The following is a 26,207-nucleotide window of genomic DNA, read 5'->3' as shown; positions in this document are numbered from 1 at the left end:
ATTTTAAGGGGTGCACATCAGCTTGGTGAGGGGTGTTTTATTCCAAATGCAGGTGGAACATCTCATATATAAATGAATCGGTTTGAATATTTTCCGGAAGAGGACGTTTAATGGTGACGGGAACATTTTCCCGCAATAAAGTCCGATGGATCGCTTTAAACTGGTCGGCATCAAACAGTGGTGAATTGTATCCGTTCAAATTGTATCGGGTTCCGTCTTTAAAGTGAATGTGATACTGAAGGCGAAGTTTTTCCGTCATAAGCGTAAGCTGTTCCGGTTTGTAATCGAGCTCAACGTGGTCAATATCCTGCCACCGATGGAATTGCATATCCTCGATCTGGAAAAAATAGCTGTATCCCATTCCCCGGGGAGTAACCAGCAAATAGTTGTCAAAACTCAGGATTACGAGAATTCCGCTGATCAGATAGAAAAAGGAAAACAGAAAAAAGTGCCGCTTTAATTTGGCCGGACAGTCCCGGTTTTTAATAAATGAAAAGATAAAAAGGATGACTACGCATAAAAAGAAAAAGACAAAGGCATAAGCGATCGGTGTTCCCATCAGATAGACCTGTTCGGGATCCTCATAATTGACCAGTTGCAAATAGACAAACAAAATCCAAAACAAACCTGCAATGGCGAATGCAATCAGCAATTTCAGGGCTATTTTTAATAGTTTATGCAATGAAACATCCTCCACATCTTAAAGCTTGTCGTGATGGAACAGTGAACGCAAATAACCGAGAATATCCTTTAATGCTTCAACCAGCTGGTCGATATCCGACTCGGTTGTTTCTTTCCCGAATGAGATCCGAACGCTCTGGTATGCCGCATCTTCGCTTTTGCCCATGGCAACAAGCACGTGGGAAGGGGCGTGCTTTCCGGCACTGCATGCTGAACCGCTGGAAACATAAATCTGCTTTCGGTTCAGTTCCAGCAAGACGGCCTGGCCTTCTACTCCATGAAAGCTGAGGTTCAGGTTATTGGGCAATCGACTGGAAGGATGCCCGTTCAAATCGACCTGGCCGATTTCCTCTTTAATGCGCTGCCAGCAGTGATCGCGCAAACGACTTAACCGTTTCCTTTCAAAAGTCACTTCTTTCGCGGCCAGATAAGCGGCTGTTCCAAAACCGATAATTGCCGGTGTGTTCAATGTACCGGGACGCAATCCCCTCTCTTGTCCTCCGCCAAACAGGACGGGATCAATGCGCGTACCTTTTTTTACATAAAGGGCACCGATGCCTTTGGGGCCGTAAATCTTGTGTCCGCTGATCGACATCAGGTCTGCGCCGAAATCTTGCACGGAAAGAGGCAACTTTCCAAAAAATTGCATCGCATCCGTGTGGAACAGGATGGGAGTTTCGGCAATCAATCGACCAATTTCAGCAATCGGCTGCAGCGACCCCACTTCATTGTTGGCTGCCATGATGCTTACCAGAATCGTTTGGTCTGTAAGAGCTTTTTTCAGGTCACTGACCGAAACCTGTCCGTATGAATTGACAGGAAGATAGGTGACCTGGAATCCTTCTCTTTCCAAGTGTTTACAAACTTGCAGAACCGATGGATGTTCAATGGAAGAAGTAACGATGTGATTACCACGGTGCCTGTGTTTTCTGGCCGTCCCCAAAATTGCAAGGTTATTCGCTTCACTTCCGCTTCCTGTAAAAATAACTTCTCTGGGTGACGAAGCGCCAATTGCCCTGGCAATCTGTTTGCGGGCCAGTTCAATCGCTTCCCTGTTTCGTTGCCCGAAATCATGCAAACTTCCGGGATTGGCATATTCAGCCTGGAAAAACGGAAGCATTGCTTCAAGTGCTTCAGACCGTACCGGACTTGTTGCTGCGTAGTCCAGATAAATTGCTTTCACATTAAAAAACCTCCGTTCTATAAGGCTTCTTCAACTATTATAGCGAAAAAAAGAGGATGAAAGACCTTTTTTGACAATTCGTTTATAATAAAAAGGAGAAAATTTGTGGTTGACATTCCTTTTTTTATTGAGAAAATAAAAATGAATAATTTGTTAAGATTTTGCGAAAGGAATCCTGAAATTATGAATCGAGTGGTTACCGACTATATTGTAGTAGGCAGTGGGATTGCAGGCTTGACAACAGCGCTTTTTCTGGCAAAAACCGGAAAAGTTGCCGTTTTGACAAAGGCGCGGGAAGTCGAGAGCAATTCTTTTCGGGCCCAGGGTGGCATTGCCGCAGCAGTTGGAGAAAAGGATTCTCCCGAACTTCATTTGCGGGATACGCTGCGGACAGGTGCAGACTTGTGCAATCCGGAGTCCGTCGATTTGATGGTCAGGATGGCCCCCAAAACCATCAAGATGCTGATCGATTGGGGAACTCCTTTTGACAAGAGCGGGAACCAGTATGCACTGGCCAGGGAGGGAGCCCATTCCGTCTCACGGATCCTGCGTGTGCACGGTGATTCTACTGGTGCGGGGATTACCTCGACATTGCTGCGTCAACTTGCTCATCAGCCCGACATAGAGGTAAAGACGCATACCATGGTAGCAGATCTGATTGTTACCGACGGAGTTTGCCGTGGAGTCACGGCACTTGACGCAGACCAGCATCCGACGGTTTATCTGGCGCAGAAAGGCGTTGTGCTGGCTACGGGCGGATGTGGGCAAGTATTTCGTTATACAACGAATGATCTGGTTGCTACCGGTGATGGATTTGCCATAGCGCATCGTGCGGGCGTGTGGCTGATGGATATGGAGTTTGTCCAGTTCCATCCGACAGCGCTTGCGGTGGAAACCAACCCGATGTTCCTGATATCCGAAGCGGTCCGCGGAGAAGGAGCAGTTTTGGTCAATGATTTGGGAGAAGCGTTTATGAAACGTTATCACGAATGGAAAGATCTGGCCCCCCGTGATGTCGTCTCCAAGGCCATTTATGCAGAAATGCAGCAGGGAAGGAATATTTATCTGGACGCGACAAAAATCGGACAGCATTTTAAAAACAGGTTTCCAAAAATTTATGATGCCTGTGGCAAGATGGGGATCGATCCCGTCCATGACCTGATTCCGGTCAGACCGGCTGCTCATTTCATCATGGGAGGAATTCGCACCGATTCCTATGGAAGAACATCTTTGCCCCGTTTGTTTGCTTGTGGGGAGGTTGCCTGCACAGGAGTTCATGGCGCAAACCGGCTGGCAAGCAATTCTCTGTTGGAAGGAGCGGTTTTTGCCCAACGCGTAGCTGCTCGATTGTCTGCTTATGAAGATCAGACTGCGGATGTGGATCCGTCTCTGATCCCTGATGTGTGCACGGACAGACAGGATGAGGAAAAAATCAAGAATAAAATACGGCAGATTGTCTGGGATCATGCAGGGATTATCCGTTCATCAGACGGATTGAAGGAAGGCCTTTCAAAATTGGAACAATTGTCCGCAAAATTATTGCCAGGAATGTTTGAATCCCGTAATATGTTAACAACTGCACAGTTAATCATGAAAGCGGCTCTGTGGCGTGAAGAGAGCAGAGGCGGACATTATCGCTATGATTATCCGGAAACAGTTCCGGCATGGGCTGGAAAACATAAAGTGATATAGGGAGCTTCAGAATGAACTGGATTAAATTGAGAGAATGGATTCGTGAAGTATTGAACGAAGATATTGGTGTTGGTGATCTGACAACGGAAGCGCTGGTGCCGAAAAACCATAAAAGTTCTTTTCTGTTTATCGCCAAACAAAAAGGAGTTATTGCCGGACTTCCCGTGATTCAGGCAGTCTTTCAGGAATTGGACTCCGGGATTGAGTGGGAGTTCTTCATTAACGAGGGAGATCAGGTTGAAAAAGGAACAGCGATTGCCCGGATTACCGGTTCTACCCAGACTATTCTGACGGGTGAACGGGTGGCACTGAACCTCTTGCAAAGAATGTCAGGCATTGCAACAGCAACCAGACGACTGGTGGAGAAGTTGGACGGGCTTTCCTGCCAGGTCCTGGATACCCGGAAAACAACCCCTGGCTTGAGACAGTTGGAAAAATATGCAGTTCGGATCGGTGGCGGTACCAATCACCGTTTGGGATTAAGCCATAGTGTCATGATCAAAGACAATCATATTGCAATGGCTGGAAGTTTGGCCAAGGCGATTGAACTGGCCCGCAAGCGTGTGGGTCCTATGGTTAAAATTGAAGTAGAAGCAGATACATTGGAGCAAGTCCGTGAGATTTTAAAATATGATGTCGATGCCATCTTGCTTGATAATATGGATCTTGATACCTTGCGGGAGGCAGTCCGTCTGATTGACGGCCGCATTTTTACGGAAGCGTCAGGCGGCATTACGCCGGAAACCATTCGCCCGATAGCTGAAACCGGAGTACAGGCGGTATCGCTGGGGTGGATTACCCATTCGATTAAGGCGCTGGATATCAGTCTGGATTTTGAGGAGGGAAGAAAGGGTTGACCAGTGAGGTAATGAATTACATTGATCAGGATCTTCCGGAAATTTACCGGAATATGAGCAGTGAAGAACTGGACAGACGAATTCAGCAGGCCAGGGAAAAACTTGGCTCTGATTTGGTGATATTGGGACATCATTACCAACGGGATGATGTTATCAAATATGCGGATTTCCGCGGTGATTCATTGCGGTTGGCAAAAATCGGGACTGGTCAGAAAGAAGCAAAATATATTGTTTTTTGCGGAGTCCATTTTATGGCCGAAACTGCCGAAACCTTGTCAGAACCGGGACAAACCGTATTCCTGCCGGATCTTCGCGCAGGCTGTTCCATGGCGGATATGGCGGATATTGAAGAAGTGGAAGAAGCCTGGGAAGCGATTCAGGAGAAGTTTGGCGATACGGTGATTCCCCTGACCTATGTCAATTCAACTGCCGCGGTCAAGGCGTTTGTGGGGAAACATGGAGGGACTACATGCACCTCATCCAATGCCCATGAAGTTATGGCGTGGGCCTTTGCACGGAAGAAGCATGTTTTCTTTTTACCGGACCAACACCTGGGTCGCAATACAGCCTATTTTAAAATGGGCATTCCTCTGGAGCAAATGGTGATTTGGGATCCGGTTCAGGGTCAGTTTGGAGATGTGCAAGGTCCTTTCAACCAGATGCGCATGATTTTGTGGAAAGGGCATTGTTCTGTGCATCAAAAGTTCACTCCTGAACAAGTGCGCCGCGTTCGTGAGCGGGATCCGGAAATGAAAGTGATTGTGCATCCGGAATGCTCCTTCGATGTTGTCAAACTGGCTGATGACGCCGGCTCAACCGGTTATATCATCAAAAAAATCGGGGAAGCGCCGGCTGGCAGTCGCTGGGCAATCGGGACAGAAGTCAACCTGGTGCAACGGCTGGCACAGGAACATCCTGAACAGCATATTGAATTGTTAAGCACAACAATGTGCCCATGCCTGACCATGAACCGGATTGACCGGCCGCACTTGTTGTGGACGCTGGAAAGCATCATTGAAGGCAAGCCGGTTCATGTAATGGAAGTGAACGACGAAATCAAACATTGGTCGAAAATAGCGCTTGACCGGATGTTGACCATTAAATAGACAGAAACAGGAGAAGCCCCTTTCTTTACAGGGCTTCTCCTGTATTTTGGCTAATTTGCCACACGATTATGGATAAATCCGGTCCGGCCGTCTTTTAGCCTGATGATCTGCCACTCACCATTGGTTCCAATTTTTTCAAGTTGTGTATTCCGGGCCACCCGCATAATAATGGCTGCATGTCGGGAAGGGGCATTCCGGATATTGGCCAGGAAGAACCGGGTCGTAATCAGTTTTGAATCCGGTTTTTTGCTGATATCTTTTTCAGCGGTGCTTTTATGGACATAAGCGATAAAACCGCTGGGAAGACGGACGCGATACCAGCTCCCGTTTTCTCCAGTCAAAATCAATTCGGTTCCCCTTTTTGCCTTTTGCACAATCGGTGCGGTCAATGACGGATTGGAGCGGATGTTTGTCATCGATCCGGTAACCTTGAGATATCCTGTGGCCTGGATAAACCGGTTTGGCTTCGCAATGGCGGAATTATTGGCGACTGTGGATTTATGGATAAAACCGGTTTTCCCGTCAGGTGTCTCAATTTGATACCATTCATTGACGAAACCGGTCATGTCGAGGGTTGTTCCGGTTTCAGCCTGTTGAATGATAAACGCGCCCAGTGACGGACCTGTACGGATATTGGCCAGGTCGACCGTTACTCTCAGCTGCCCCCTGAGAGGTTGAACGGCATATGAGGGATCACCTGCCCACTTGCCGGTCGATTTTCCACTGTGAATCCATATGGGAGTACCTTCGGGGATGGTTTTATACAATTCGTTAATACCTCTTTTATCCATCCGCACACATCCGTTGGAAACATGATGGCCGATGCTTTCCGGTTCGTTTGTGCCATGAATTCCGTAAGTTCGGCCGCTATCGTCATTTACGCTGAATCCCAGCCATTTTTCGCCCAAAGGATTACGCGGGTTGCCGCCTGGAATATTTTTCCATCCGGGCTGATTGATTTTTACAACCATTGTAAAAGTCCCTTCGGGAGTTAATTCATTGGAACGGCTGGTTGCTATTGAATAGGTTTTTTGCAAGATGCCATCTTTGTACAGGTATAGCTTGTTGGTCGATTTATTGATTTCAATCTGGTAATTTGCGGCAGCCTGAACCGTTCCAAAATAAGCCCCGAAGATCAGAATAATGGCCAAAATGGATGTAAAAATCCATTTCCAGTGTTTCACTTTTTCATGATCCCTCCCGAGCAGGGTTTCATCATGCTTGTTTGAGAATGACCTTCAAATTGTTTTTGAACAACCTGGGAATAAACGTTGCACGTACCTGTAAAAGAAAGGATTGGTTGTTTTTACTATACAGCAAAAATCAGGTAATACTTTGGAATGATTTTAACTATTATTTGAAATCGGGATTAAAAAAACGCCTTGATTAAGGCGTATAAGGCATTTTTGGGGGTGTACCGGAGGTCATTTTCAGGACATGTTTTTCCCGGAAAATGGAAGAACGCCCTGTTTTACAAGGCGTTCTTCCCGGCACTGTTTTCAATCGGTAACACAGGTTTCATGAATATAAGCAGTTGAGCCGTCTTTCAGCCTGATTTGGTAAAAGTCCCCCACTTTCCCGGTTTTGGTCAGGATCATGCCTTTGGGAACCCGTTGCAATACGGTGGAAGAAAGCGAAGGCGCTGACCGGATGTTGGCCAGGTACACGTTGACGACAAGGAAATGATCGGTTTTATGAAAATTCCCACGAATATAGGATTGGTAGACAAAGGCCGTCTGACCGTTCGTAAGCCGGACCTGTACCCAATCGTTTACTGTTCCGGTAATGGCCAAACGGGTACCTTTATTCAATTTGGTAATGATAAATGCACCCAGTGACGGACCTGTCCGGGCATTTACTGCATTGCCGGTGATGGTGCCGGTTCCGGATGCCGGCTGTAATCCCTGTTTATGATTTCCCCGCCACTGGTTGTTGCTTTTTCCGCTATGGATCCAGACCGGGGTGCCTTCAGGGATCAATTTTGCCAGTTCGATCACATCCTGGTTCTGCATCCGCACACAACCGTTGGAAACATGTTTTCCAATTGATGTCGGCTGGTTGGTTCCGTGAATTCCATAGGTTCTTCCCAGGTCTCCGTTAACGGTTAAACCGATCCAGCGGTCGCCAAGCGGATTTTCAGGATCTCCTCCAGCGATGCCTTTCCAGCCCGGCTTGTTGATCTTGACCGCAACGGGAAATGTTCCTTCCGGAGTCAGTTTTGATGTGCGACCGGTAGCAACGGGGTAAACTTTTTTAACGGTGTTTCCTTCATACAGATAAAGCCTGTTGGTTGCCTTGTTCACCTCGATCTTGTAGTCCGCCGGGGCAGCATGGGTGACGGGGGCAGGGATCAACAGCATAGCCAAAGCGAAGGAAAAAGTCAGAATAAAAAAAGATGTCCAATTTAAGCGAATCAATCGATTACCTCCCCTCTTTGAAAGGATAGAAAACAAAGTCACTCTCTCCCTATTTAGATAATACTGGATATTACAGGTTTTGTGAAGAAAACTTGTTGTACCGAAAATTTGGAAGAGACAAACCGATTTTTCCGAAGATAAAGACAAAATTAATGGAAATTCTCTTGCGGGAATAATTTTGCTTTATTACAATGAAGCGAAAGATCATGCGTTTTTAACTGGAGGCGGTATTTATGTATAAAGTGATCTTGTTTGATGTGGATGGTGTTTTTTTGAGTGAGGAGCGCTGTTTTGATGCGTCGGCATTATCGGTCTGGGAACTGCTGAATGCTCCGCATTTTTTGGGGCTGGATCAAAGCAGGCATGTTGTTAAGCCTTCCGAAGACACAATCCGCAAGATTCGCGAACAGGTATTTGTAAAAGATCAGGTTTTGGACTGGATGAAAGAAAGAGGGCTTAATTCAAATTGGGATATGGTTTATCTCACATTTTCAGGACAACTTTTATTGCTGCTCAAGGGATTGTACCGGGATCAGCCGGATCTGGTCAAACGCTTTCTCCTAAAACCGGTAACAGAAGTATCCTTGCGCAACATTAAAAAGGAGGCCGCCGGTTTTGTGCCCCGGTTTGACCGGTTTATTTCGCTTTTTTCGGGACAGGAGCAATTGGACAAGCATGAATTACTCGTTTATTTTAACAAATTGGCCAGCGACTGGTTTGATATTCCTGTTGAGCAGTTTTCCCGGAAATCATTGTTGTGGGAATTGGGTTATTCGGTTTATCAGGAGTGGTATTTGGGAGAATGCCTTTATGAAAAAACTGAAGGCAAGCCAGCCAGACAGCATGGAAAAGAAGGATTTCTCGAGAATGAGATTGCTTTGGCCGATCCGGACCGGATCAAACAACTGCTCATGATGCTGGAAGAAAAAGGGGTTAAAGTGGGGATAGGCACCGGCCGTTCATTCCTGGAGACGAAAGTTCCCTTTCAATCATTTGGCTGGTTTTCCCTGCTGGATGAAAAGCATATTGCCACCGCAACGGATGTGATTGCCGCAGAGAAAGCATACCCGGATCGTGCGCCGCTTGGGAAACCGGAACCATTTACATATTTACGGGCGTTTTTCGGGAAGGATAAATTATTAAAAGAATGCCTGGACCATCCTTTGCCACTCGCAAACGGAAAAGAGATTCTGGTTGTAGGAGATTCTGTAGCCGACTGCTTCGCCGCCCGCAAAATGGGATGTGATTTTGCGGCCACGTTGACAGGACTTGCTGGAGAAGCAGCCAGAACAAAGTTTGAAGATCTGGGGGCGGATTATATTTTGCAAAATATAACCGAATTAGTTTCCATTTTTTCAAAGGTCTCAGTTGACTAATGACACTTGCTCCGACATAATAAATATAGATGTTTATTTTGTATATTATGTTTTGGAAACAAATTTCCCAAGATGACAAGGCTTGTACCAAACACGTTTCAGGAGGGGATACAATGGCAAAATACGAATTACCGCCGCTGCCATATGCAACAGATGCTTTGGAACCTTATTTTGATGCGATGACAATGGAGATTCACCATGATCGCCACCATGCGACTTATGTGAACAATCTGAATGCTGCGATTGAGGGATTGGAAATCGGGAGCAAAAGCGTGGAGGAATTGATTTCCAATTTGCAATCCTTGCCGGAAATCGTCCGTACTGCAGTTCGTAACAATGGTGGGGGACATGCAAACCACTCCCTGTTCTGGCAAGTGCTGAGTCCAAATGGCGGAGGTGCTCCCACGGGCGAAGTGGCTGATGCCATTCATTCCGAATTTGGAAGCTTTGAGGCATTCAGGGAAAAATTTAATGAAGCCGCAGTAAAACGCTTTGGAAGCGGATGGGCATGGCTGGTTGTCAAAAATGGAAGGCTTGAAGTGACCAGCACTCCAAACCAGGACAGCCCGTTAATGGAAGGGACAATCCCCGTTCTGGGGCTGGATGTATGGGAGCATGCTTACTATCTGAAGTATCAAAACAAACGTCCCGATTATGTAAAAGCATTCTGGAACATCGTAAACTGGGATGAAGTGAACAAACGTTATCTCGCTGCCCGCGGATAATGATAAACAGTAGAAAGAACGCCGCTTCTTAACGGGGCGTTCTTTTTTGTTTCAGGCCAATTCCAATTAATTACTATTGTGTTTAAATACCCCTTGTCTTAGAATAACGGGAGAATTTAAAGAAGTTTACCTCACAATAAAATTGGGAGGGTTTTTATGAATATTGCAAAAAGTATATCAGCGATGGGGATTTTTTTCCTGGCGGTGACTGTGTTGTCCATTGCAATCGACAAGGGTTACGCCAAAATGGCTGACCCGCTAATGCCTGAAAGAATCGTTGACAATATTGATTACAGAAGGCATGTTGCAGAGATGGAGCAGGCGGAGTCAGCACGGCTGCTTCGCACCGGCATGATCGTATCGAAAAAAAACAAACCGCAACCGGTTCATTTGTCAACCGGACAGAAACCGGAAAAAGCGGTTCCAAAACATAAAAAAGTGACTGCCAACCAATCAGAAAAAGGAAACACATCTGAATTTTCCGCTTCTGAAAAGAGGCTGCTGGCAAAAGCTGTTTATAGTGAAGCGCGTGGAGAATCCTTTCGCGGACAGGTGGCAGTGGCGGCCGTTATTTTGAATCGGATCGACCATGCCGATTTTCCGGACAGCGTTCATGGAGTTGTTTACCAGGAAAATGCCTTTACGGCCGTAGAGGATGGGCAGATTCACCTGGTACCTGACCGGGAAGCTGTAAAAGCGGTAGAAAAAGCTATTCAGGGAGCAGACCCGACTTATGGGGCGGTTTATTACTATAATCCAGAGATTGCCACTTCCGATTGGATGAAGGAAAAAGCGGTCAAAAGCGCAAAAACACGTATTGGCAAACATGTATTTATGAGGTGACCGTCCGACCGGTATATTTTCGGGCTCTCTTTACGATGAACAGGCTTTTTTATGGTTTTGCCCTCTGTTTTAAAAAAGTGTAGAATAGGAAAATACAGTTGTTTATAACCTGATCTCCTCAAGGCATACTATTTGCGAGGAGGTGGTTCAATTGTCCCGGTCACAAGAAAAACGCAATGAATTAAATCAGTTAAAAAAACTGATAATAAGTGAAGTAACCGGAAGGCATATTCAATATCCGGAAGACGTAAGTATGGAAGTAGCCAAGCAGTTGAATATTCCACTGAAGAAAACGGGAAATGGAGACATCCGGGCTACGGATGCCGGCAAAATAGGCGGTTTTATCGGGGGACATATGGTGAAGGAATTGGTTCGCATGGCACAGGATGAACTGGCAAGAGAACGTTAACCGGATATGAACTTTTTTAATTTTGTTTAATGTAAGTTCGGATTTATATACTGGAATAAATGGGAAAAGTATAATAGGGGTAGACGGGTCAAAAAGGAGGGGAAGTGCCATCGAACGCATATTACTGCTGACTATGGGCTTCGGTACCGGCCATAATTCTGCCGCAAAGGCACTGAAGTATGAATTCGAAAAAATGCCTGCAGTAACAGCGGAGGTGGTTGATTTACTGGAATTGATCCCTAGTACCTTCCATCCCCTGCTGCAATCTGGATATCAGGGAATGCTCAATAAATTTCCAACGGTATATCATTATTTGTATGACTGGACTCATCATAACAAGATGTTTCGGTATGTTTCGAGCGAAGTGATCGAAAAGATGGGATGGTCGATCCGGAAAAAAATGGCACAGCTGTTGGAGGATGTGCGTCCGACAAGAATTGTGACCACCCATCCTTTTGCTTTGATATTGTGCCCTGCACACTGGGAGAAAATACCGACAGTCGGAGTGATTACGGATTATGAACTGCACCCCATTTGGCTGGCGCGGTTACCGCATGCATTGTTCGTTCCGAAATATTTGCTCAATCAAAGCCAGTTGGAACGGATTCAGTGGACAACGGGCTTAACTTTGCATCAGACAGGCATTCCCGTCAATGCCGCATTTTATGAGGAACTCTCGAAAGAGAGAGCACGTCAGGTACTGGGCTTGCCGGAGAACCACCCGGTCGTGTTGATTATGGGCGGAGGTACCGGACTCGGGCCGTTGGAACAACTTGTCGAAGAAATTCGTTATATGCGTTCCCTGCAGTTTGTCGTCTTAACCGGAAACAACCAAAACCTGTATCACCGTCTCCGAAAAAAAGGATATGAATCACATATACGGATTGAATCGTTTCGCCGTGATATGCCTTTGTGGATGGCATCTGCGGATTTACTGGTTACCAAGCCCGGAGGTCTTACCATCAGTGAAGCGATATCCAAACGGTTGCCGATGTTCCTGTTTGAGGCATTCCCAGGACAGGAAAAGGCAAACCAGCAATACTTGCTGCATCATCGGGTAGCGATGGTAACCCGGCCGCAGACCATACGGTTTCAACTGGAGAAGTTTTTCTTGTCAGACCAGCAAAGAAAGCGGATGGCAGAACGGTTTACCCCGTTGATGTCAACACATGCCAGTCAACAGATCGTTCAGGAAACGCTTCGCATGGAAGCGCCGGTCATGCAGACTTTATAGCCTGTTACTGAGCTACAAAGTCTGCTTCTCTTTTATGGCCCCTCGGGCTCACAGATTTTGGAATATTGTTTCTTTAAAGGAGGGTGACTGTTTTGAAGCTGGTTACATATCGTGTGAAAGCCGATGAGCTGAATATTCAGACGGAAGAGATTGCCGGTGCCCGCCTGGGGATCCTGATCGGTTCATCCGTTGTTGATGTGGGCCTTGCCCAGAAGTGGCTGGAAATCGAGAAACGGTTTTTGTTTTCTCATGAAATTGCGACAGATATGAGGCAGTGCCTGACAATAGGGAAGTCGGAGTTTGAAGCGCTGAAAGAAATGGAAAAGTGGTTGCAGTACGAAAATATCGGCTTCTTGCAGATCGAAGGGGAACCGATTGCTATCCCCCTCGAAGAAGCACAATTGTATGCTCCGGTTCCGGTACCTGCAAGCTTTCGCGATTTTTACGCCTTCGAGCAGCATGTGAAAACTTGCCGCCAGAAACGGGGGCTTGCCATGGTCCCCGAATGGTACCAGCTTCCCGTTTTTTATTTTTCCAATCATCATTCCATTAAAGGCCATGATTCCTGTATCAGCAAACCGCAATATACGGATCAGCTTGACTTTGAACTGGAAATCGCATGCGTGATTGGAAAAAAAGGAAAGAATATCCCTCGCCAACAGGCGTTGCAGCATATTGCCGGCTTTATGATTCTGAACGACTGGAGTGCACGGGATGAACAGAGAAGAGAAATGGCGGTTGGCCTGGGACCTGCCAAAGGAAAAGATTTTGCCACCTCGATGGGTCCTTGCCTGGTTACCCTGGATGAATTGGAGGACCGTCGTTGCGGGGAACACTGGGATCTTGAGATGTGCGCCAGGATCAATGGCCGGCAGGTTTCATCCGGCAATGTAAAAACACTCCACTGGAGTTTTGCGCAAATGATTGAACGGGCATCTCAGGATTGCGAGTTGTTTCCGGGAGACGTGATCGGGTCGGGAACCGTGGGAACCGGTTGCATTTTGGAACTGGGAACGGATGTGCACCGCTGGCTGGAGCCTGGGGATATTGTGGAACTGGAAATTGAACGCTTGGGGATCTTGCGGAATCAGATAATTTGAAAAAGGTTCTTGACAAACAAAATTATGAACATGATAATATATAAAAATATTCATCGAAAAATGTAAAATTAATGATTCTTATCCAGAGTGGTGGAGGGACTGGCCCGATGAAACCCGGCAACCTCGGTAAGATTGAACATTTACCGGAAGGTGCCAATTCCTGCAGCGCTTGTTGACCGCTGAAAGATAAGAAGTCGGGTGTGACACAAAAACTCTTCTTATCTGGGAAGAGATTTTTTTATTATGGGATAATTGAGGTGAAATGATGGAAAAAGTAAAAGTGGCGCTGTTGGGTTTGGGAACCGTAGGCAGCGGCGTATGGAAGATGATCAGTGAAAATCGGGATGTCATTGCCCGCAAAACCGGAAAATGGTATCAAATCAGTTCCGTTCTGGTGAAAAATCCTGAAAAAAAGCGGAATCTGGATGGAGTGGAAGAAGTGTTAACCACTGACTTTTCACAGGTGCTCGCCCGGGACCCGGACGTATTGATTGAGGTGATCGGAGGGGTGGAACCTGCTTTTTCATATATCAAAAAAGCGATGGCCAAAGGATGCCATATTGTTACGGCAAACAAGGAACTGATGGCAAAGCGCGGACAGGAACTGGAGGAACTTTCCGGACAATACGGAGTCCAGTTGCGCTATGAAGCGAGTGTTGGAGGAGGCATTCCCGTAATCAGCACCATTCGCCACTTCCTCAAAGCCAATCGTATTTATCGCTTTTACGGGATCCTGAACGGGACAACCAATTACATCCTGACCAGGATGAGCGAAGAAGCATGTTCCTTTGCAGATGTGTTGAAAGATGCCCAGGAGAAAGGATATGCGGAAGCGGACCCGTCTTCGGATGTGGAAGGACTGGATGCGGTATATAAACTGTCGATCCTGATGCGGCTGGCTTTTCAGGTCCATGTTCCGGTTTCCCAAATTCCCTGCCAGGGTATTACCGATCTTTCTCCGCAGGAACTTCAGCTCGCTGAAATGCTTGGTTATTCCGTAAAACTTCTGGCCAGGGCCGAGCAATTTGGCGAAAATGGACCCGTTTCCTGTTCTGTTCTTCCCACATTGGTTCCGCTCCATTATTCATTGGCATCGGTCAGGGATGTGTATAATGCCGTAACGATAGAAGGGGATTATGTCCAGGACCTGACTTTTGTCGGACAGGGAGCGGGGCAAAAGCCCACTGCAAGCGCTGTTGTTGAAGATTTGCTCAATACGGGGATTTCGTTTGAGGAAGAAACAGGTTGCCAGACCAATCCCTGGGTTCTGGCGGGTGAAGATGTGTTTCTAACCCGGTTTATGTGGTTAAAAGTGCGCGGACAAGTGACAAAACCGGCCCTGGAAGCCCAGCTGAAAGAGGTTTTTGCTTCAAAACTGCTGAGATGGGCCATGCTTCCTGAACAGGCACATACCTCAATCGGGCTGATTGTGCAAGGCTGCAATGAACAGGAAAGAAAAGACTGGCTTTCCAGATGGGATGTGGAACAGTCTCAAAACCGACCGGTTTTGGTGGGCAAAACCTTGTTGGACCGCTGTCCCCCGCTGTTCCTGGCCAAAACAAAAGCATAAATCCGAATTGTTTATTTTTTGACCCATGTGCCCTTGCGAGTTGCCAGTGTTCAGCCAGGGAAACAAATGGGTCGTTTTTTAATTATGATACAGTAATTATAAACTATAGCAGTTTTTCTATTGCCATCACAACGACAAAATTCCATCCAGTTTTCCCTGGTTCTTGAAAATCCACACTTCCCGAAATTCCGATTTTCTGTATAAACCTTGCCCTAATTGGTTAAAGGGAAAGGTGAACAGTACCAGTTTATGAAAGCCATTTTCTTTCGCAGTTCTTTCCAAGCCTGAAGTAATTTCGAGCCAAGTCCCTTTTCTGATTGCGGTCTATAATTATCGAAATATCGGCCACTCCTGCGTAAGCACAACGATGAGAATGTGGATTCAAGGATGCCCATCTGAATATCTTGTCTATTCGTTATAACTAAAACAGCATAACGTTCTGAACGTTGTTGAAACCATTGGGACATTTGTTTTAATGGTTTTGCCTGCTTCCCCAGCGTGGATTTTTCATTTTAGTCTTGATTTCAAATGGAAGTCTTTTGGTTATCAAAGAGACCGGAACAGACAGAATGGAAGCTTTGCTTATGTTTGCCTTTTAACACCGACCTTTCATCAAACAGTATGATAAACTATAATAAAAACATATTTCAAAATATTTCAAAGTAATTCACAATATACCTTGCAACCTTAAAAAAGGAGATGAAATGAATGTTCTGTCTGAAAAATTCTATTATAATAGCATTTATATTCAATTGTTATGCGCTTGCCTGATTGTCTGAGACCGAAAGCAGTGTGTGCTTAATCATATCTGGAATCAATAACCATATAAAGAGAAAGTGGGGAGAAGTATTGCAGAAAATTAACTGGAAACACGGTTTGAAATCCGGATGGAAGACAGCGTTGGAGTTGAGCAAGGTTGTTTTTCCCATTGCCTTTCTGGTGCATATTGCAAAACATACTGCAATCCTGGCATGGCTGGCGGAGTTGGTCGCTCCCCTGATGTCCTGGTTTGGGCTCAGCGGCGAAGCGGCTATTCCTCTTGTATTGGGAAATGTGTTAAATCTGTATGCAGCCTTGGGGGCAATTGCCGCTCTCGACTTAACGGTAAAGCAAGCATTCATTTTGGCCATCATGCTGAGTTTCTCACACAATATGTTTATAGAAACGGCCTTGTGCCGGAAGGTAGGGGTGGCCGTCTGGATTCCTGTTCTGGTCCGGGGCGGTCTGGCTGTTTTATCAGGCCTTGTGGTTAACGCTTTTTGGCAGGGAGGCAGCGGTCGGGCGGCAATAGACCTGATCGCAAGCGAACAGGCTTCCTATTCGACGGGATGGTGGGAAATCTTCATATCGGCGATTTGGACAGCTTCGGAAGGAATTCTTCAGTTTGTGGTCATTATTATTCCATTGACGCTTTTCCTGCAAGCTTTAAAAGATCTTCACGTGCTGGACCGGATTGCCGTCTGGATTTCTCCCCTGCTGAAGCCGTTTGAAATCGCCAAAGAAGGCTCCATCACGATGGCGAGCGGATTGCTGGCCGGTCTGTTCCTTGGCGCCGGATTGATTATTCAGCAGGCAAAGGAATATAATTTGTCCAGGCGAGACATTACGCTTATCATTGTTTTCCTGGCGGCATGCCATGCGATTATTGAGGATACCGTCATCTTTATCCCCCTGGGAATTCCTGTTTACTATCTGCTGCTCATCCGTTTTGTCGCAGCAGTACTGCTCACATTTGCCGTGGCACAGATCTGGCGGCGCCCTGCCCCGCGTTATGCGACCAGCCATCATGGATAACCGGTACCAGTCCGAAAGATCGGGTCATTCTTTTTCCACACCGCAAACTGCGGAAAAAGGAATGATTTCCTCATGATGGCCATTGGCAATCTTGAGCCAGTGTTCATCAGGATGAACCTTTTTGATAAATCCGCATGATTGGTGAAGCCGTTTGTTTTTTACATACTTGACCAGTACCGGAAAATCACTGTGCAAGGCTTCCAGAATGATGCGGTTTATTTCTTGCAATTGGTCCTCATCCAGTTCAGGCGGTATGAAATCTTCCTGCTTTTCCCGCTGCCTTGACAGTGCTTCACGATGCTCGGGCAAAAACATGCGGCTCCCTTCCCAAAGGAGATTTTTGCGGTCTAATGTGGAGCTCATCGGTAATGTCCTCCAATCTTCCGGGCGCGGTTCAGTGCCTGCCCGGCACAGGTAAGGGAAACGGCACGTAAAATGGCGGTTGGACCAAAGCGGTCCTTGATTTCATCCATGATATAGCCCAACTGTGCCTTTTTGCCGCGATCTTCAAACAGATTCAGCTGGATATGGCGATCGGGTGTCAACTGGCTCAGGCTGACTCCCAGGGAGCGAACCGGCAGACCATCCCAAAACTGCAAAAAGAGTTGCCAGGCGTATTGAAATATTTCCATTGTCTGGTTGGTGGCTTCAGGCATTTTCAACTGGCGGTGGAATCCGGTGGGAAGCTGGTAATTTGCCCCACGGCATCCAACACTGACCGTTTGTCCGAGAAGCTGATGGTGCCGTGCCCGGCTGCATACTTCTTCACACAGTTCCAGCAAAACCACCCGGATCTCTCCCGCTGTCCGGTAGTCGCGGGGCAGGGTGATATGATGGCCGATTGCCTTTTGCCGTTCAAAGGTATGCGGGGTGACTGGGGACAAATCCTGTCCGTTGGCTGTCATCCATAATACATGCCCGTTTACACCCCACCGTTTTTGCAAACGTTCCAGGGGAAACTGGGCCAGGTCGCCGATCGTGCGAATTCCCATTTTCCTCAGGTGATCCCCCATCCGCTTGCCGACCCCGAACATTTTTTCCACAGGCAAAGGCCACAGGTCTGTCTTCATGTTTTTGTGATCAAGGCGAAAAATGCCGTCTCTGTTTTTCTTGGCGAAATTGTCACAAGCCATTTTGCTCAGCACTTTGTTAGGCCCGATGCCTACCCGGGCATACAGATTCAGTTCATTCCGGATCACGGCCTGGATTTTGCCGGCAATTTGCCGCGGGGAACCGAACAGTTTTTCACTTCCATGAATAGAAACAAACTGTTCGTCAATGGAGTAAGGCTCAACCTGATCACTGAAACGTTCCAGGATTTCGGTAATGCGCAAAGAAATTTGCAGATACAGGCCCATGCGGGGACGGACAACGGCTACTTCCGGGCAGCGTTCCTGCGCTTCCCTCAAGGTGTCCGCATTTTGGATGCCGTAGCTTTTGGCCAGTGGACAAGCCGCAAGGATCACTCCGGTGCGCCGTTCGGGATCGCCTGATACCACAACGGGACGATGGCGCAATTCAGGGCGGAGTGATTTCTCGATATTGGCATAAAAGGATTGCATATCGACTAGGAATATTACAGGTTTCAATGGTTTCATCTCCTTCCCTGTGATGCGAACACGATCATTTGTTTTTATTATATGCGAATACATGTTCTGTTTATACCGCAAAATGTTTCCAGCTGCCGGGATGGATGGCGGATATGTATGATGGAGGTAAAAATTGAATATTTATTATGAAAATAAAGTGAGGGAATGTCATGAAAGAAATCACCATTTTTTACAATGGCCACATCCGTCCGGTTGCCAGCCCGTATGCCCGGGAAGCGGTGGTAGTGAAAAACGGGAAAATTGTGGCAATCGGGGAAAGTGAGTCCATTTTGCTTGATCATGGGCGAAGGGAAGCACAGTTGGTCAATCTGGAGGGAGGATACATTTATCCCGGTCTGACAGACAGCCATTTGCATTTGTCCGGGGTCGGTCAAAAAAGGCGCTGGCTGGATGTCAGCGCGTGCCGCTCCAAAGACGAACTGCTGCAAATGATTCGGATCCGTTCGGGGAAAATCAGGCCGGGGCAATGGGTTTTGGGGATGGGGTGGGATGAAAATGAAATGCGGGGGCAAATCCCCACCCTGGATGAATTGGATGAGGCAAGTGGTAACCATCCGCTTTTTCTGGTGCGCATTTGCCATCATGCTGCACTCGTAAACCGGATGGCGTATCAGCTGGCAGGGGTGAGGGAAGATGAGCCCGATTTGGAACAGGGAGCATGGGGCCGGGATGAGAGAGGGCAACTGAACGGAATCGTTTACGAAGATGCCACCCGAATTTTTTATGACGTCCAACCCAAACCGGACTATGCCGAAAAAAAGGAGACAATTCGTCTGGCAATGCAGGAAGCATTGGCCTGTGGCTTAACCTGTGTCCATACAGAAGATCTCCGCTATATCGAAAGCGTGGCAGAAATGGTTCGCATTTACCGGGAACTGAATGAAGAAGGGGTGATGTTGCGAACACATCATCTGATTTACTATCCTTACTTGGAAGAGCTTGCCGATCGCCCGTGGGCAGCCGGTGCCGGTGATGAATGGTTTCGACCGGGAGCGGTAAAAATTTTTGCGGACGGGTCGTTGGGAGGAAGAACGGCGCTTCTTTCACAACCCTACCTGGATAAGCCGGATCAACGCGGAATTGCGATTCACGACACCGAAGAACTGGCCTGGCTGACAAAAAAAGCAGCAGAATACGGGATGCCGGTGGCGGTGCATGCCATTGGTGACGAAGCGGCAGCCAACGCTCTTCAGGCGATGGAAACGTATCCGTTTATGGCGGCAAAAAACGGCATTTCCCTTCGCCACCGTCTCATTCATGCCCAATTGATGCGTCCGGATCTGATCAGAAAAATGAAAAACATGCCTGTTGTCGCGGATATCCAGTCCCGGTTTGCGGTCAGTGATTTTCCATGGGTCATGGACCGGATCGGGGAAACGTTGATTCCTTATGCCTATGCCTGGAAAACACTGCTTCAGGCGGGAGTCTGTTGTGCAGGGGGGAGCGATGCGCCAATTGAACCGCTGCATCCGGTATGGGGAATTCATGCGGCCGTAACAAGACGGGCACCACATGAACCGTTTCACCCCGGATATTTGCCGGAGCAGAAACTGTCTGTCGCCGGAGCGTTGTCATTGTATACCATTGGCAGTGCTTATGCCGCCGGGGAAGAAAAGGAACGGGGACGCCTGGAAACCGGCTGCTTCGCAGACATGACCATATATGATCAGGATTTGTTTGCGACTGATCCGGATGAATGGGGACAAGTCCAAACATTGATGACGGTGGTAAACGGAAAAATTGCTTATCGAACAGACCGATAAAAACGCCTTCCCGGCAGCTGAACCATTCCGGTTAGGCGTATCAAAAAAGCGAAAATACAGGTTGCTTAACGGGTAAAGGGAAATTTGCCGGTCGCTCCTTTGTTTGTATATTCTGTAATTTCAGAAACGACCTGATCCATCTGTTTTAACAGTCGACGGCGAGAAAAGCGCATTACTCTCCAGCCACGGTTTCTCAAGTCATGTTGCTGCTTTTGGTGATGGGATTGGCTTTTCGGATTGACAAACAGATCTGTTCCGTCACATTCGAGGGCAAGCTTGTATTTTGGAATGGCCAAATCTACCTTGTAGGAACCAATGGTATACTGGGTTTTCAATTCATCACTGTATTTGGAACGTAGCGCATAGTAAAGTCTTCGTTCCAACGGGCTTTCGGTCCGCAGGAGTCTCAGACTGACACAGGGAAACATACCCAAACGGATTTGTTCAATGATATAGGAAATAAACAGGAAAGGGAAGAAAAGCCATTTGTGACGTAGTAAATGACGTTTCAATTTGCGGAATTTCCAGAAAACGAAAGCGGCTTTTTCTCGCCAAGGGCGATGTGGACCCAGGATCAAGGGGAGCACGCCAACCACCTCCTACTTTTAGAATACACCAATCAAAAGGCAGTTCCAAGCAGTTTTTCACCAGAAATTTTTTTAAATCAAAATTGTCAATGAACAAAAAGTGAATTTTTGCCTGCCTGCAGTCATAAAGCCGGTTTTTTCCGATTGAAAAAAAGAACAAAAAAGTACTTTTTCGGGAACAAGGAACATAGTCTGGTGTCAGGGGGGAGAAGGATGGCAGTTATTCAGGCTCCTCAGTCACATGTAAAGCTGTTGGCGAGATTGATGCGGGCGGAGGCAGAAGGGGACGGGCAAATGGGAATGCTCCTGGTTGGAAATGTGGGGGTAAACCGCGTTCTTGGCAACTGTCTTGACTTTGAGGGAATCCGCAATCTGCAGCAGATGGTTTTTCAGTCTCCGGGCGGGTTTGAGGCTGTGCAGAGGCCTTACTTTTACCAACCGGCCCGGCAGCAGGATATCCGATTGGCACGAAAAGTGATTCAGGGACAGCGATATGAGCCTGCCAGAAGAGCATTATGGTTTTTCAGGCCGTCAGGAGCCTGTCCGCCAACCTGGTTTAATCAAAACAATTCCGGGAGGTATAAAAGCCACTGTTTTTATATTCCGATTTCGTCTGATTGCCCGGCTGTGTATAAGTATTAAGCAAGGAGGAGTTCAGATGTATTGGTCTTATCCTTACGGAATGAATTATTCCGGGGCGCAGGTTACCCAGCAAAGGCAGGAACGCAACTTTTCGGAAGACCTGTTGCAGGGGAATACCGGCAAAAGGATTATTGCCTACATGACCTATGATGGAAGCAAGGAATGGCCAAACAAGGTTTTTTACGGGGTTCTGCGTCAGGTGGGAAGGGACTATTTTGTGATCCGGGACCAGGAGACAGGAAAAGATACCATGCTGTTAAATATCAATTTGAATTGGGTTGTGTTTGAAGATACGCCGGCAAGATTGGTAGCACCGCAATAAAGAGATATACATAAAAACGGATTGGAAAAAGGGAGGGGCTGACTGCTTCCCTTTTTCAGTCTTCCAATACATAAGCCAGAGCGTCCAGAGCCTGATCCGGGGTTTCAACCACCACCTGGGCCCGTTGGCTCAATTCTTTCAGTGGATGATGCAGGCTTTCGGGGCGAACCAGGATCAGCGGTTTATTCAGGGCAATGGCTGTTGAAGCGTCCATGGCTGTATTCCATTGCCGATATTTTTCGCCAAACAGGGCAATCACTACGTCCGCTTTTTGCATCCAAATGCGGGTACGCAAATTGTTAAATTCCGATGCCGCATGGTCACGGTAGACCGGATTCGGCTGTTTTCCCTTGATCAGCTCACCAATGTCGTCCGAACGGTCGTGATTTTCCTGGGGTCCTTTGAAAATGATTGGCAATCCGCGTTCTCCCGCTTTTTTGCGCAGCTGGTCTCTCCAATCGTCATGAATTTGTCCGGCAAGATATACAACGAGTCCATGTTTAAGCTCCTCTCCTGTATTCTGTTTTGGTGCAGATATCTGTTCTATGATATTGTAAACCAAATCTCCGCCCGGAAAAAAAGCCGGGCCTTTTGAATGGAGCAGAACCAAATAAACACTCCCTATATGAAAAAAAATGAGGGTTCCATTGGATATTTTTAAAATCGCTGAGCATGTAGCCGCCAGCTTGACCAACCCATGTTGTTTTGATGACGCATGGTCGCTGATTCTTGGTGTCCGGGAGGTTTCAAATCCCGCCCAGGGATAGATACTTCACTTCCAGGTACTCATCCAACCCATACTTGCTGCCTTCCCGGCTCAGGCTGGATTCCTTCAGACCGCCGAAAGGAGCCTGAGCGGTGGAGGGCAATCCGTCATTAGCGCCCAGGATTCCGAATTCCAGGCGTTCGGCCAGTCTGATCACCTGCCCGATATCCCGGGTAAAATAGTACCCCGCCAATCCGTATGGGGTGGCATTGGCTTTGGCGATCACTTCTTCTTCATCTGCAAAAGCCGTGATCCCGGCCACAGGACCAAAGGTTTCTTCCCGGGTGATGAGCATGGAATCGTCTATATTCATCAATACAGTCGGTAAATAAAAGTAGCCACAAGCGTGGGAAACTTTTTCACCGCCTGTTTTTAATATTGCCCCCTTATCGAGGGCGTCGCGGACGTGGCGCTCCACTTTTTCCAGGGACTCTTTGTTGATCAGCGGACCCATCTGGATTCCTTCCTGCAACCCGTCTCCGACCTTCATAGAGGCGAGCCGGTGGGTGAATCGGTCCGTGAATGTGTCGATAATCCCTTCCTGCACAAAAAAACGGTTGGCCGCTACACAGTTTCACCCATGCCTCTCATTTTGGCGACGACGGCTTGCTCCACGGCTGCATCCACGTCTGCATCATTGAAAACGATAAAAGGGCATGGCCTCCCAACTCCAGGGATACCTTTTTCACCGTTGCCGCTGCTTGTCGCATTAACAATTTGCCCACTTCCGTCGAACCCGTAAAGGTGATTTTGTGAACGCAGGGGTTATCCATGGCCACCTGGGTCAATGCAGCTGCATCTTGTCCCGTGACGACGGATAAGACACCCTTGGGCAGTCCTGCCTCCTCAAAAATTTTGGCAATTTCCAGTGCAGATAAAGGGGTCGGTTCCGAAGGTTTTACCACCATCGTACATCCGGAAGCCAGGACAGGCCCCAATTTCCGCGTGATCATCGCTGAGGGGAAATTTCATGGGGTGATTGCCAGGCAAACTCCGACCGGACGTTTGATGACGACGATGCGTTTATCGGGGAAACTGGAGGGAATCGTATCCCCATAGGTCCGTTTCGCCTCCTCGGCAAACCAGTCCAAAAAAGAGATGGCGTAGGCAATTTCCCCTTTTGCCTCGGCAATAGGTTTTCCTTCTTCCAGGGTGAGTATCTTTGCCAGCCGTTCCTGCTTTTCCCGCATCAAACGAGCACTCAAAATACGGCCGCGTTCCGTGGCGGTGGTGTTCGCCCAGATGTTTTGCACCCGGCTGGCACTGTTGATCGCCAGCTTCATATCTTCCGGAGAACCATTGGGGACTGAGGCGAGATTTTCTTGATTTGCCGGGTTCGCTACCATAAACGTCTCATCGCGGTGAACCCATTCACCGCCTGTAAACATAGGGTATTGTCCCAGTTTCAAGTGTTTTCCCTCCCAACCGATTCTTACAAGGTGACGACCAGGCGGGCCGCTTGTCCACGAGCCAGCCGGTCAAAGCCTTCGTTGATATCCTTCAGGGGCAGTGTGTCCGTCAATAAACGGTCCACGGGCAACCGTCCCTGTCTGTACAACTCGATGTAGCGGGGGATGTCCCGGGTGGGAACGCAGCTCCCGATGTAGGAACCCTTGATCGTTCTCTCTTCAGCTGCCAACGTCACCTGAGGAATAGATAATTGTTCTTTCGGATGGGGCAGACCTGAGGCGATGGTAGTCCCTCCCCGGCGGGTGATCTGGTAGGCTGTCTGCATTGCCGGCACCACACCGGCGGTTTCAAAAGCGTATTCAACACCGTCTCCGGTGTTGGAACGGATCTGGTTCACCACCTGGGGATCTTTGGCATTGAAAATGTCCGTCGCTCCCAGGGATTTGGCCAGTTCCAATTTATTCGGGTTGATATCGACAGCCACAATTTGCCGGGCTCCGGCGACAACGGTTCCGAGCAAGGCGCTGAGACCGACAATGGCCACGCTGCTTCCAGCTTTGACTTGGGCGGTATTGAGTACCGCTCCTACCCCGGTCATAACCGCACAACCGAAGATGGTTACTTCATGAAAGGGAACAGACGGATCCACCTTGATCAGGGAGTGCTGGTCGATGACCGCATAATCGGAAAATCGGGACACCCCCAGGTGATGATAGATGGTAGTGTCCTCTTTTTTCAACCGGCGTTCCCCACTGAGAAGAACCCCCTTGCTGTTGGCTTCCGCTCCGGGCTCACACAAGGCAGGGCGGCCCTCCCGACAAAGAGCGCAATGACCACAGCTGGAGACAAAGGCGCATACCATATGATCTCCGACGGCGAGATCGTAGACGCTCTCTCCTATCTCAATGACTTCGCCCGCAGCCTCATGCCCGAGCACCATCGGTGTGGGACGGGGGTGGTTACCATTTTTGACCGACAGGTCGGAGTGGCATAAACCAGCTGCCCTGATCCGGACTAATACTTCCCCCATACCCGGTAATTCCAGGTCCAATTGCTCGATGACCAGCGGCTTGCTCTCCTTATAGGGGGCGGGAAGCCCCATTTCATACAATACAGCTGCACGCGTTTTCAATTTGAGGTCCTCCTTATTCGTAGTAGCCTTTTGTGGATTTGATCCGATTTTTGAACTGTTCGGGATCATGACCATACCACACCTGGGCATTGTATCTGGCCGTATATTTTTTGATATACTCTACCGCTTTCACATAGCCGACAGAGTCGCAGATGATTCCCGGAAGCCGGATGGGGGGACCGTAATTTTCTGTGGAATAAACGGCATCGGAAGCCAAAATGATATTACCTGTATCCGGAAGGGTGACATGCAGCCCAAGGAGACCCCAGGCGTATCCGCTGCCAAAGTTTAAGATTTTCACCCCGTTTACTAAGGGGATTTCCTGTTCATCCCGCTTGACGGGGCTCCAGTCCAGTCCGTTTTTGACCCAGGCGTCGATATCGGCCCATATATAAGCCCCCATATCTTTGTTGATGGCGTAACTCTTCATCGTGTTGACCAATTCATCTTTGTGGACAATGATTTTGGCATTGGTGAACATCTCCAGGCAACCGGCATGATCCAGATGAAGGCGGGAAACGACGACGTATCTGATATCTTCGGGGCCAATCTTCAATTGCTCCAGCCGGTTGGGGGGATAACAGGCTTCATCGGCATAGTGAGGGAACATTTTCTGCACCAGCTCCGGCCAGCGGCCTCGCTTGCCTATTCCTTGAGGGTTGCAGGCGGTATCGAACAGGATTTTCCCCTCAGGATGATCGATCAATACTGTGTAGACGGGAAATTCAAAAAATTCAGCCGGCTGATCGGGATTATCCACCGTCGCCGGATTGTGCATGGCGATCATGAAATTTTTGTCCATTTTCATGGTCCCGTTATCCAGGACATACAACTTTGTATTTGCCATTTTAAAACCTACCTTTCTACAGTTATTATTTAAAGCAAAGACCATGCCAACCGAAATCGCGTGAATAAGGAATCTCGTTTGTTGCAAAAATGCGATTGGGGGGTCGTAACAATGCAACTGTTTGAGAGTGTGGTTCGAGCC

The 26,207-nt window shown here is 47.9% G+C and carries 25 protein-coding genes, 1 pseudogene and 1 riboswitch; of the genes and pseudogenes, 14 read left to right on the top strand and 12 right to left on the bottom strand.

Annotated elements, in window-relative coordinates; translation table 11 throughout:
• Positions 1–37: 37 nt before the first annotated feature.
• A complete protein-coding gene (locus H2C83_RS04245) occupies positions 38–682 on the bottom strand; it encodes a hypothetical protein (protein WP_181738062.1) in 645 nt (214 codons plus the stop codon).
• Between the two features lie 18 nt (positions 683–700).
• Positions 701–1,864 carry a cysteine desulfurase family protein gene (locus tag H2C83_RS04240; protein ID WP_181738060.1) on the bottom strand — a complete coding sequence of 388 codons (1,164 nt, stop codon included), beginning with the start codon at positions 1,862–1,864 and terminating at the stop codon, positions 701–703.
• A 183-nt stretch (positions 1,865–2,047) separates the two neighbouring features.
• Between H2C83_RS04240 and H2C83_RS04235 the strand changes: the two genes are divergently transcribed.
• Genes H2C83_RS04235 through nadA form a run of 3 tightly spaced genes read left to right on the top strand, consistent with a single transcriptional unit; the run spans position 2,048 to position 5,519 of the window.
• Complete coding sequence (locus H2C83_RS04235; protein WP_220183992.1) at positions 2,048–3,556, top strand: L-aspartate oxidase; 1,509 nt, start codon at positions 2,048–2,050, stop codon at positions 3,554–3,556.
• Between the two features lie 11 nt (positions 3,557–3,567).
• Positions 3,568–4,413: a carboxylating nicotinate-nucleotide diphosphorylase gene (nadC, locus tag H2C83_RS04230; RefSeq protein WP_181738058.1), complete on the top strand. Its 846-nt coding sequence runs from the start codon at positions 3,568–3,570 to the stop codon at positions 4,411–4,413.
• An 11-nt stretch (positions 4,414–4,424) separates the two neighbouring features.
• Positions 4,425–5,519, top strand: a complete 1,095-nt coding sequence (nadA, locus tag H2C83_RS04225; RefSeq protein WP_181738110.1) for a quinolinate synthase NadA — start codon at positions 4,425–4,427, stop codon at positions 5,517–5,519.
• Positions 5,520–5,569: 50 nt separating this feature from the next.
• Here nadA and H2C83_RS04220 read toward each other — a convergent pair whose 3' ends face one another.
• Together H2C83_RS04220 and H2C83_RS04215 are read right to left on the bottom strand one after the other, a co-directional pair.
• Complete coding sequence (locus H2C83_RS04220; RefSeq protein ID WP_181738055.1) at positions 5,570–6,703, bottom strand: SH3 domain-containing protein; 1,134 nt, start codon at positions 6,701–6,703, stop codon at positions 5,570–5,572.
• 315 nt (positions 6,704–7,018) lie between these two features.
• Positions 7,019–7,936, bottom strand: coding sequence for an SH3 domain-containing protein (locus H2C83_RS04215; protein WP_181738053.1), 918 nt, complete (start codon positions 7,934–7,936; stop codon positions 7,019–7,021).
• Positions 7,937–8,169: 233 nt separating this feature from the next.
• Between H2C83_RS04215 and H2C83_RS04210 the strand changes: the two genes are divergently transcribed.
• From H2C83_RS04210 to H2C83_RS04180, 7 genes are all read left to right on the top strand, one after another.
• Positions 8,170–9,312 (top strand): HAD family hydrolase, encoded by a 1,143-nt coding sequence (locus H2C83_RS04210; protein ID WP_181738051.1) that lies wholly within the window; start codon positions 8,170–8,172, stop codon positions 9,310–9,312.
• Positions 9,313–9,425: 113 nt separating this feature from the next.
• Positions 9,426–10,037, top strand: coding sequence for a superoxide dismutase (locus H2C83_RS04205; protein WP_181738049.1), 612 nt, complete (start codon positions 9,426–9,428; stop codon positions 10,035–10,037).
• A gap of 156 nt (positions 10,038–10,193) precedes the next feature.
• Complete coding sequence (locus H2C83_RS04200) at positions 10,194–10,880, top strand: cell wall hydrolase (RefSeq protein ID WP_181738047.1); 687 nt, start codon at positions 10,194–10,196, stop codon at positions 10,878–10,880.
• 151 nt (positions 10,881–11,031) lie between these two features.
• Complete coding sequence (locus H2C83_RS04195; protein WP_220183991.1) at positions 11,032–11,289, top strand: alpha/beta-type small acid-soluble spore protein; 258 nt, start codon at positions 11,032–11,034, stop codon at positions 11,287–11,289.
• A gap of 133 nt (positions 11,290–11,422) precedes the next feature.
• Positions 11,423–12,523 carry an MGDG synthase family glycosyltransferase gene (locus H2C83_RS04190; RefSeq protein ID WP_220183990.1) on the top strand — a complete coding sequence of 367 codons (1,101 nt, stop codon included), beginning with the start codon at positions 11,423–11,425 and terminating at the stop codon, positions 12,521–12,523.
• A 92-nt stretch (positions 12,524–12,615) separates the two neighbouring features.
• A complete protein-coding gene (locus H2C83_RS04185) occupies positions 12,616–13,623 on the top strand; it encodes a fumarylacetoacetate hydrolase family protein (protein ID WP_246333720.1) in 1,008 nt (335 codons plus the stop codon).
• Positions 13,624–13,698: 75 nt separating this feature from the next.
• Positions 13,699–13,816: riboswitch (SAM riboswitch) on the top strand.
• A gap of 69 nt (positions 13,817–13,885) precedes the next feature.
• Complete coding sequence (locus H2C83_RS04180) at positions 13,886–15,193, top strand: homoserine dehydrogenase (RefSeq protein WP_181738041.1); 1,308 nt, start codon at positions 13,886–13,888, stop codon at positions 15,191–15,193.
• A 126-nt stretch (positions 15,194–15,319) separates the two neighbouring features.
• Here the strand turns inward: H2C83_RS04180 and H2C83_RS04175 are convergent, their stop codons facing one another.
• On the bottom strand, positions 15,320–15,475 hold the full coding sequence (locus tag H2C83_RS04175; RefSeq protein ID WP_181738039.1) for a GNAT family N-acetyltransferase: 156 nt from the start codon (positions 15,473–15,475) through the stop codon (positions 15,320–15,322).
• Between the two features lie 567 nt (positions 15,476–16,042).
• Here H2C83_RS04175 and H2C83_RS04170 point away from each other — a divergent pair.
• A complete protein-coding gene (locus H2C83_RS04170) occupies positions 16,043–16,987 on the top strand; it encodes a nucleoside recognition domain-containing protein (RefSeq protein WP_181738106.1) in 945 nt (314 codons plus the stop codon).
• A 24-nt stretch (positions 16,988–17,011) separates the two neighbouring features.
• Here the strand turns inward: H2C83_RS04170 and H2C83_RS04165 are convergent, their stop codons facing one another.
• Both H2C83_RS04165 and H2C83_RS04160 read right to left on the bottom strand, forming a co-directional pair.
• Positions 17,012–17,350 carry a YolD-like family protein gene (locus H2C83_RS04165; RefSeq protein ID WP_181738037.1) on the bottom strand — a complete coding sequence of 113 codons (339 nt, stop codon included), beginning with the start codon at positions 17,348–17,350 and terminating at the stop codon, positions 17,012–17,014.
• Positions 17,347–18,549: a DNA polymerase IV gene (locus H2C83_RS04160; protein WP_446697282.1), complete on the bottom strand. Its 1,203-nt coding sequence runs from the start codon at positions 18,547–18,549 to the stop codon at positions 17,347–17,349. Before H2C83_RS04160 ends, H2C83_RS04165 begins: the two co-directional genes overlap by 4 nt.
• A gap of 197 nt (positions 18,550–18,746) precedes the next feature.
• Between H2C83_RS04160 and H2C83_RS04155 the strand changes: the two genes are divergently transcribed.
• Positions 18,747–20,360 carry an amidohydrolase gene (locus H2C83_RS04155; protein WP_181738031.1) on the top strand — a complete coding sequence of 538 codons (1,614 nt, stop codon included), beginning with the start codon at positions 18,747–18,749 and terminating at the stop codon, positions 20,358–20,360.
• A 65-nt stretch (positions 20,361–20,425) separates the two neighbouring features.
• Here the strand turns inward: H2C83_RS04155 and H2C83_RS04150 are convergent, their stop codons facing one another.
• Positions 20,426–20,947 carry an endonuclease domain-containing protein gene (locus H2C83_RS04150; RefSeq protein WP_181738029.1) on the bottom strand — a complete coding sequence of 174 codons (522 nt, stop codon included), beginning with the start codon at positions 20,945–20,947 and terminating at the stop codon, positions 20,426–20,428.
• 213 nt (positions 20,948–21,160) lie between these two features.
• Here H2C83_RS04150 and H2C83_RS04145 point away from each other — a divergent pair, with 213 nt between their 5' ends.
• Together H2C83_RS04145 and H2C83_RS04140 are read left to right on the top strand one after the other, a co-directional pair.
• Entirely contained in the window at positions 21,161–21,589 is a 429-nt protein-coding gene (locus tag H2C83_RS04145; RefSeq protein WP_181738027.1) for a cell wall hydrolase, read from the top strand.
• Between the two features lie 16 nt (positions 21,590–21,605).
• Positions 21,606–21,911 carry a spore coat protein GerQ gene (locus tag H2C83_RS04140; protein ID WP_181738025.1) on the top strand — a complete coding sequence of 102 codons (306 nt, stop codon included), beginning with the start codon at positions 21,606–21,608 and terminating at the stop codon, positions 21,909–21,911.
• Between the two features lie 55 nt (positions 21,912–21,966).
• Here H2C83_RS04140 and H2C83_RS04135 read toward each other — a convergent pair whose 3' ends face one another.
• The 4 genes and pseudogenes from H2C83_RS04135 to ahlS all read right to left on the bottom strand — a co-directional run bounded on the left by H2C83_RS04135 (position 21,967) and on the right by ahlS (position 26,066).
• On the bottom strand, positions 21,967–22,449 hold the full coding sequence (locus H2C83_RS04135; RefSeq protein ID WP_181738104.1) for a YtoQ family protein: 483 nt from the start codon (positions 22,447–22,449) through the stop codon (positions 21,967–21,969).
• 208 nt (positions 22,450–22,657) lie between these two features.
• Positions 22,658–24,065: pseudogene (locus tag H2C83_RS04130) on the bottom strand (NAD-dependent succinate-semialdehyde dehydrogenase).
• A 44-nt stretch (positions 24,066–24,109) separates the two neighbouring features.
• Entirely contained in the window at positions 24,110–25,219 is a 1,110-nt protein-coding gene (locus H2C83_RS04125) for a zinc-dependent alcohol dehydrogenase family protein (RefSeq protein WP_181738023.1), read from the bottom strand.
• Positions 25,220–25,232: 13 nt separating this feature from the next.
• Positions 25,233–26,066 carry an AhlS family quorum-quenching N-acyl homoserine lactonase gene (gene ahlS / locus H2C83_RS04120; RefSeq protein ID WP_181738021.1) on the bottom strand — a complete coding sequence of 278 codons (834 nt, stop codon included), beginning with the start codon at positions 26,064–26,066 and terminating at the stop codon, positions 25,233–25,235.
• Between the last annotated feature and the right edge of the window lie 141 nt (positions 26,067–26,207).

Origin of the sequence: Thermoactinomyces mirandus (assembly GCF_013868055.1) — a bacterium.
Taxonomy (GTDB): domain Bacteria; phylum Bacillota; class Bacilli; order Thermoactinomycetales; family Thermoactinomycetaceae; genus Thermoactinomyces; species Thermoactinomyces mirandus.
Note: the sequence above shows the minus strand (reverse complement) of the source record. Positions and strands in the feature narration are given on the sequence as shown.

What these genes read in the sequence shown, in the direction of transcription:
- nadA (WP_181738110.1), top strand. Translation starts at nt 4,425, where the DNA reads ATGAATTACATTGATCAGGATCTTCCGGAAATTTACCGGAATATGAGC.
- H2C83_RS04140 (WP_181738025.1), top strand. Translation starts at nt 21,606, where the DNA reads ATGTATTGGTCTTATCCTTACGGAATGAATTATTCCGGGGCGCAGGTT.
- H2C83_RS04200 (WP_181738047.1), top strand. Translation starts at nt 10,194, where the DNA reads ATGAATATTGCAAAAAGTATATCAGCGATGGGGATTTTTTTCCTGGCG.
- H2C83_RS04160 (WP_446697282.1), bottom strand. Translation starts at nt 18,549, where the DNA reads ATGCAATCCTTTTATGCCAATATCGAGAAATCACTCCGCCCTGAATTG.
- H2C83_RS04155 (WP_181738031.1), top strand. Translation starts at nt 18,747, where the DNA reads ATGAAAGAAATCACCATTTTTTACAATGGCCACATCCGTCCGGTTGCC.
- H2C83_RS04165 (WP_181738037.1), bottom strand. Translation starts at nt 17,350, where the DNA reads ATGAGCTCCACATTAGACCGCAAAAATCTCCTTTGGGAAGGGAGCCGC.
- H2C83_RS04205 (WP_181738049.1), top strand. Translation starts at nt 9,426, where the DNA reads ATGGCAAAATACGAATTACCGCCGCTGCCATATGCAACAGATGCTTTG.
- ahlS (WP_181738021.1), bottom strand. Translation starts at nt 26,066, where the DNA reads ATGGCAAATACAAAGTTGTATGTCCTGGATAACGGGACCATGAAAATG.
- nadC (WP_181738058.1), top strand. Translation starts at nt 3,568, where the DNA reads ATGAACTGGATTAAATTGAGAGAATGGATTCGTGAAGTATTGAACGAA.
- H2C83_RS04180 (WP_181738041.1), top strand. Translation starts at nt 13,886, where the DNA reads ATGATGGAAAAAGTAAAAGTGGCGCTGTTGGGTTTGGGAACCGTAGGC.
- H2C83_RS04210 (WP_181738051.1), top strand. Translation starts at nt 8,170, where the DNA reads ATGTATAAAGTGATCTTGTTTGATGTGGATGGTGTTTTTTTGAGTGAG.
- H2C83_RS04145 (WP_181738027.1), top strand. Translation starts at nt 21,161, where the DNA reads ATGGCAGTTATTCAGGCTCCTCAGTCACATGTAAAGCTGTTGGCGAGA.
- H2C83_RS04235 (WP_220183992.1), top strand. Translation starts at nt 2,048, where the DNA reads ATGAATCGAGTGGTTACCGACTATATTGTAGTAGGCAGTGGGATTGCA.
- H2C83_RS04190 (WP_220183990.1), top strand. Translation starts at nt 11,423, where the DNA reads ATGGGCTTCGGTACCGGCCATAATTCTGCCGCAAAGGCACTGAAGTAT.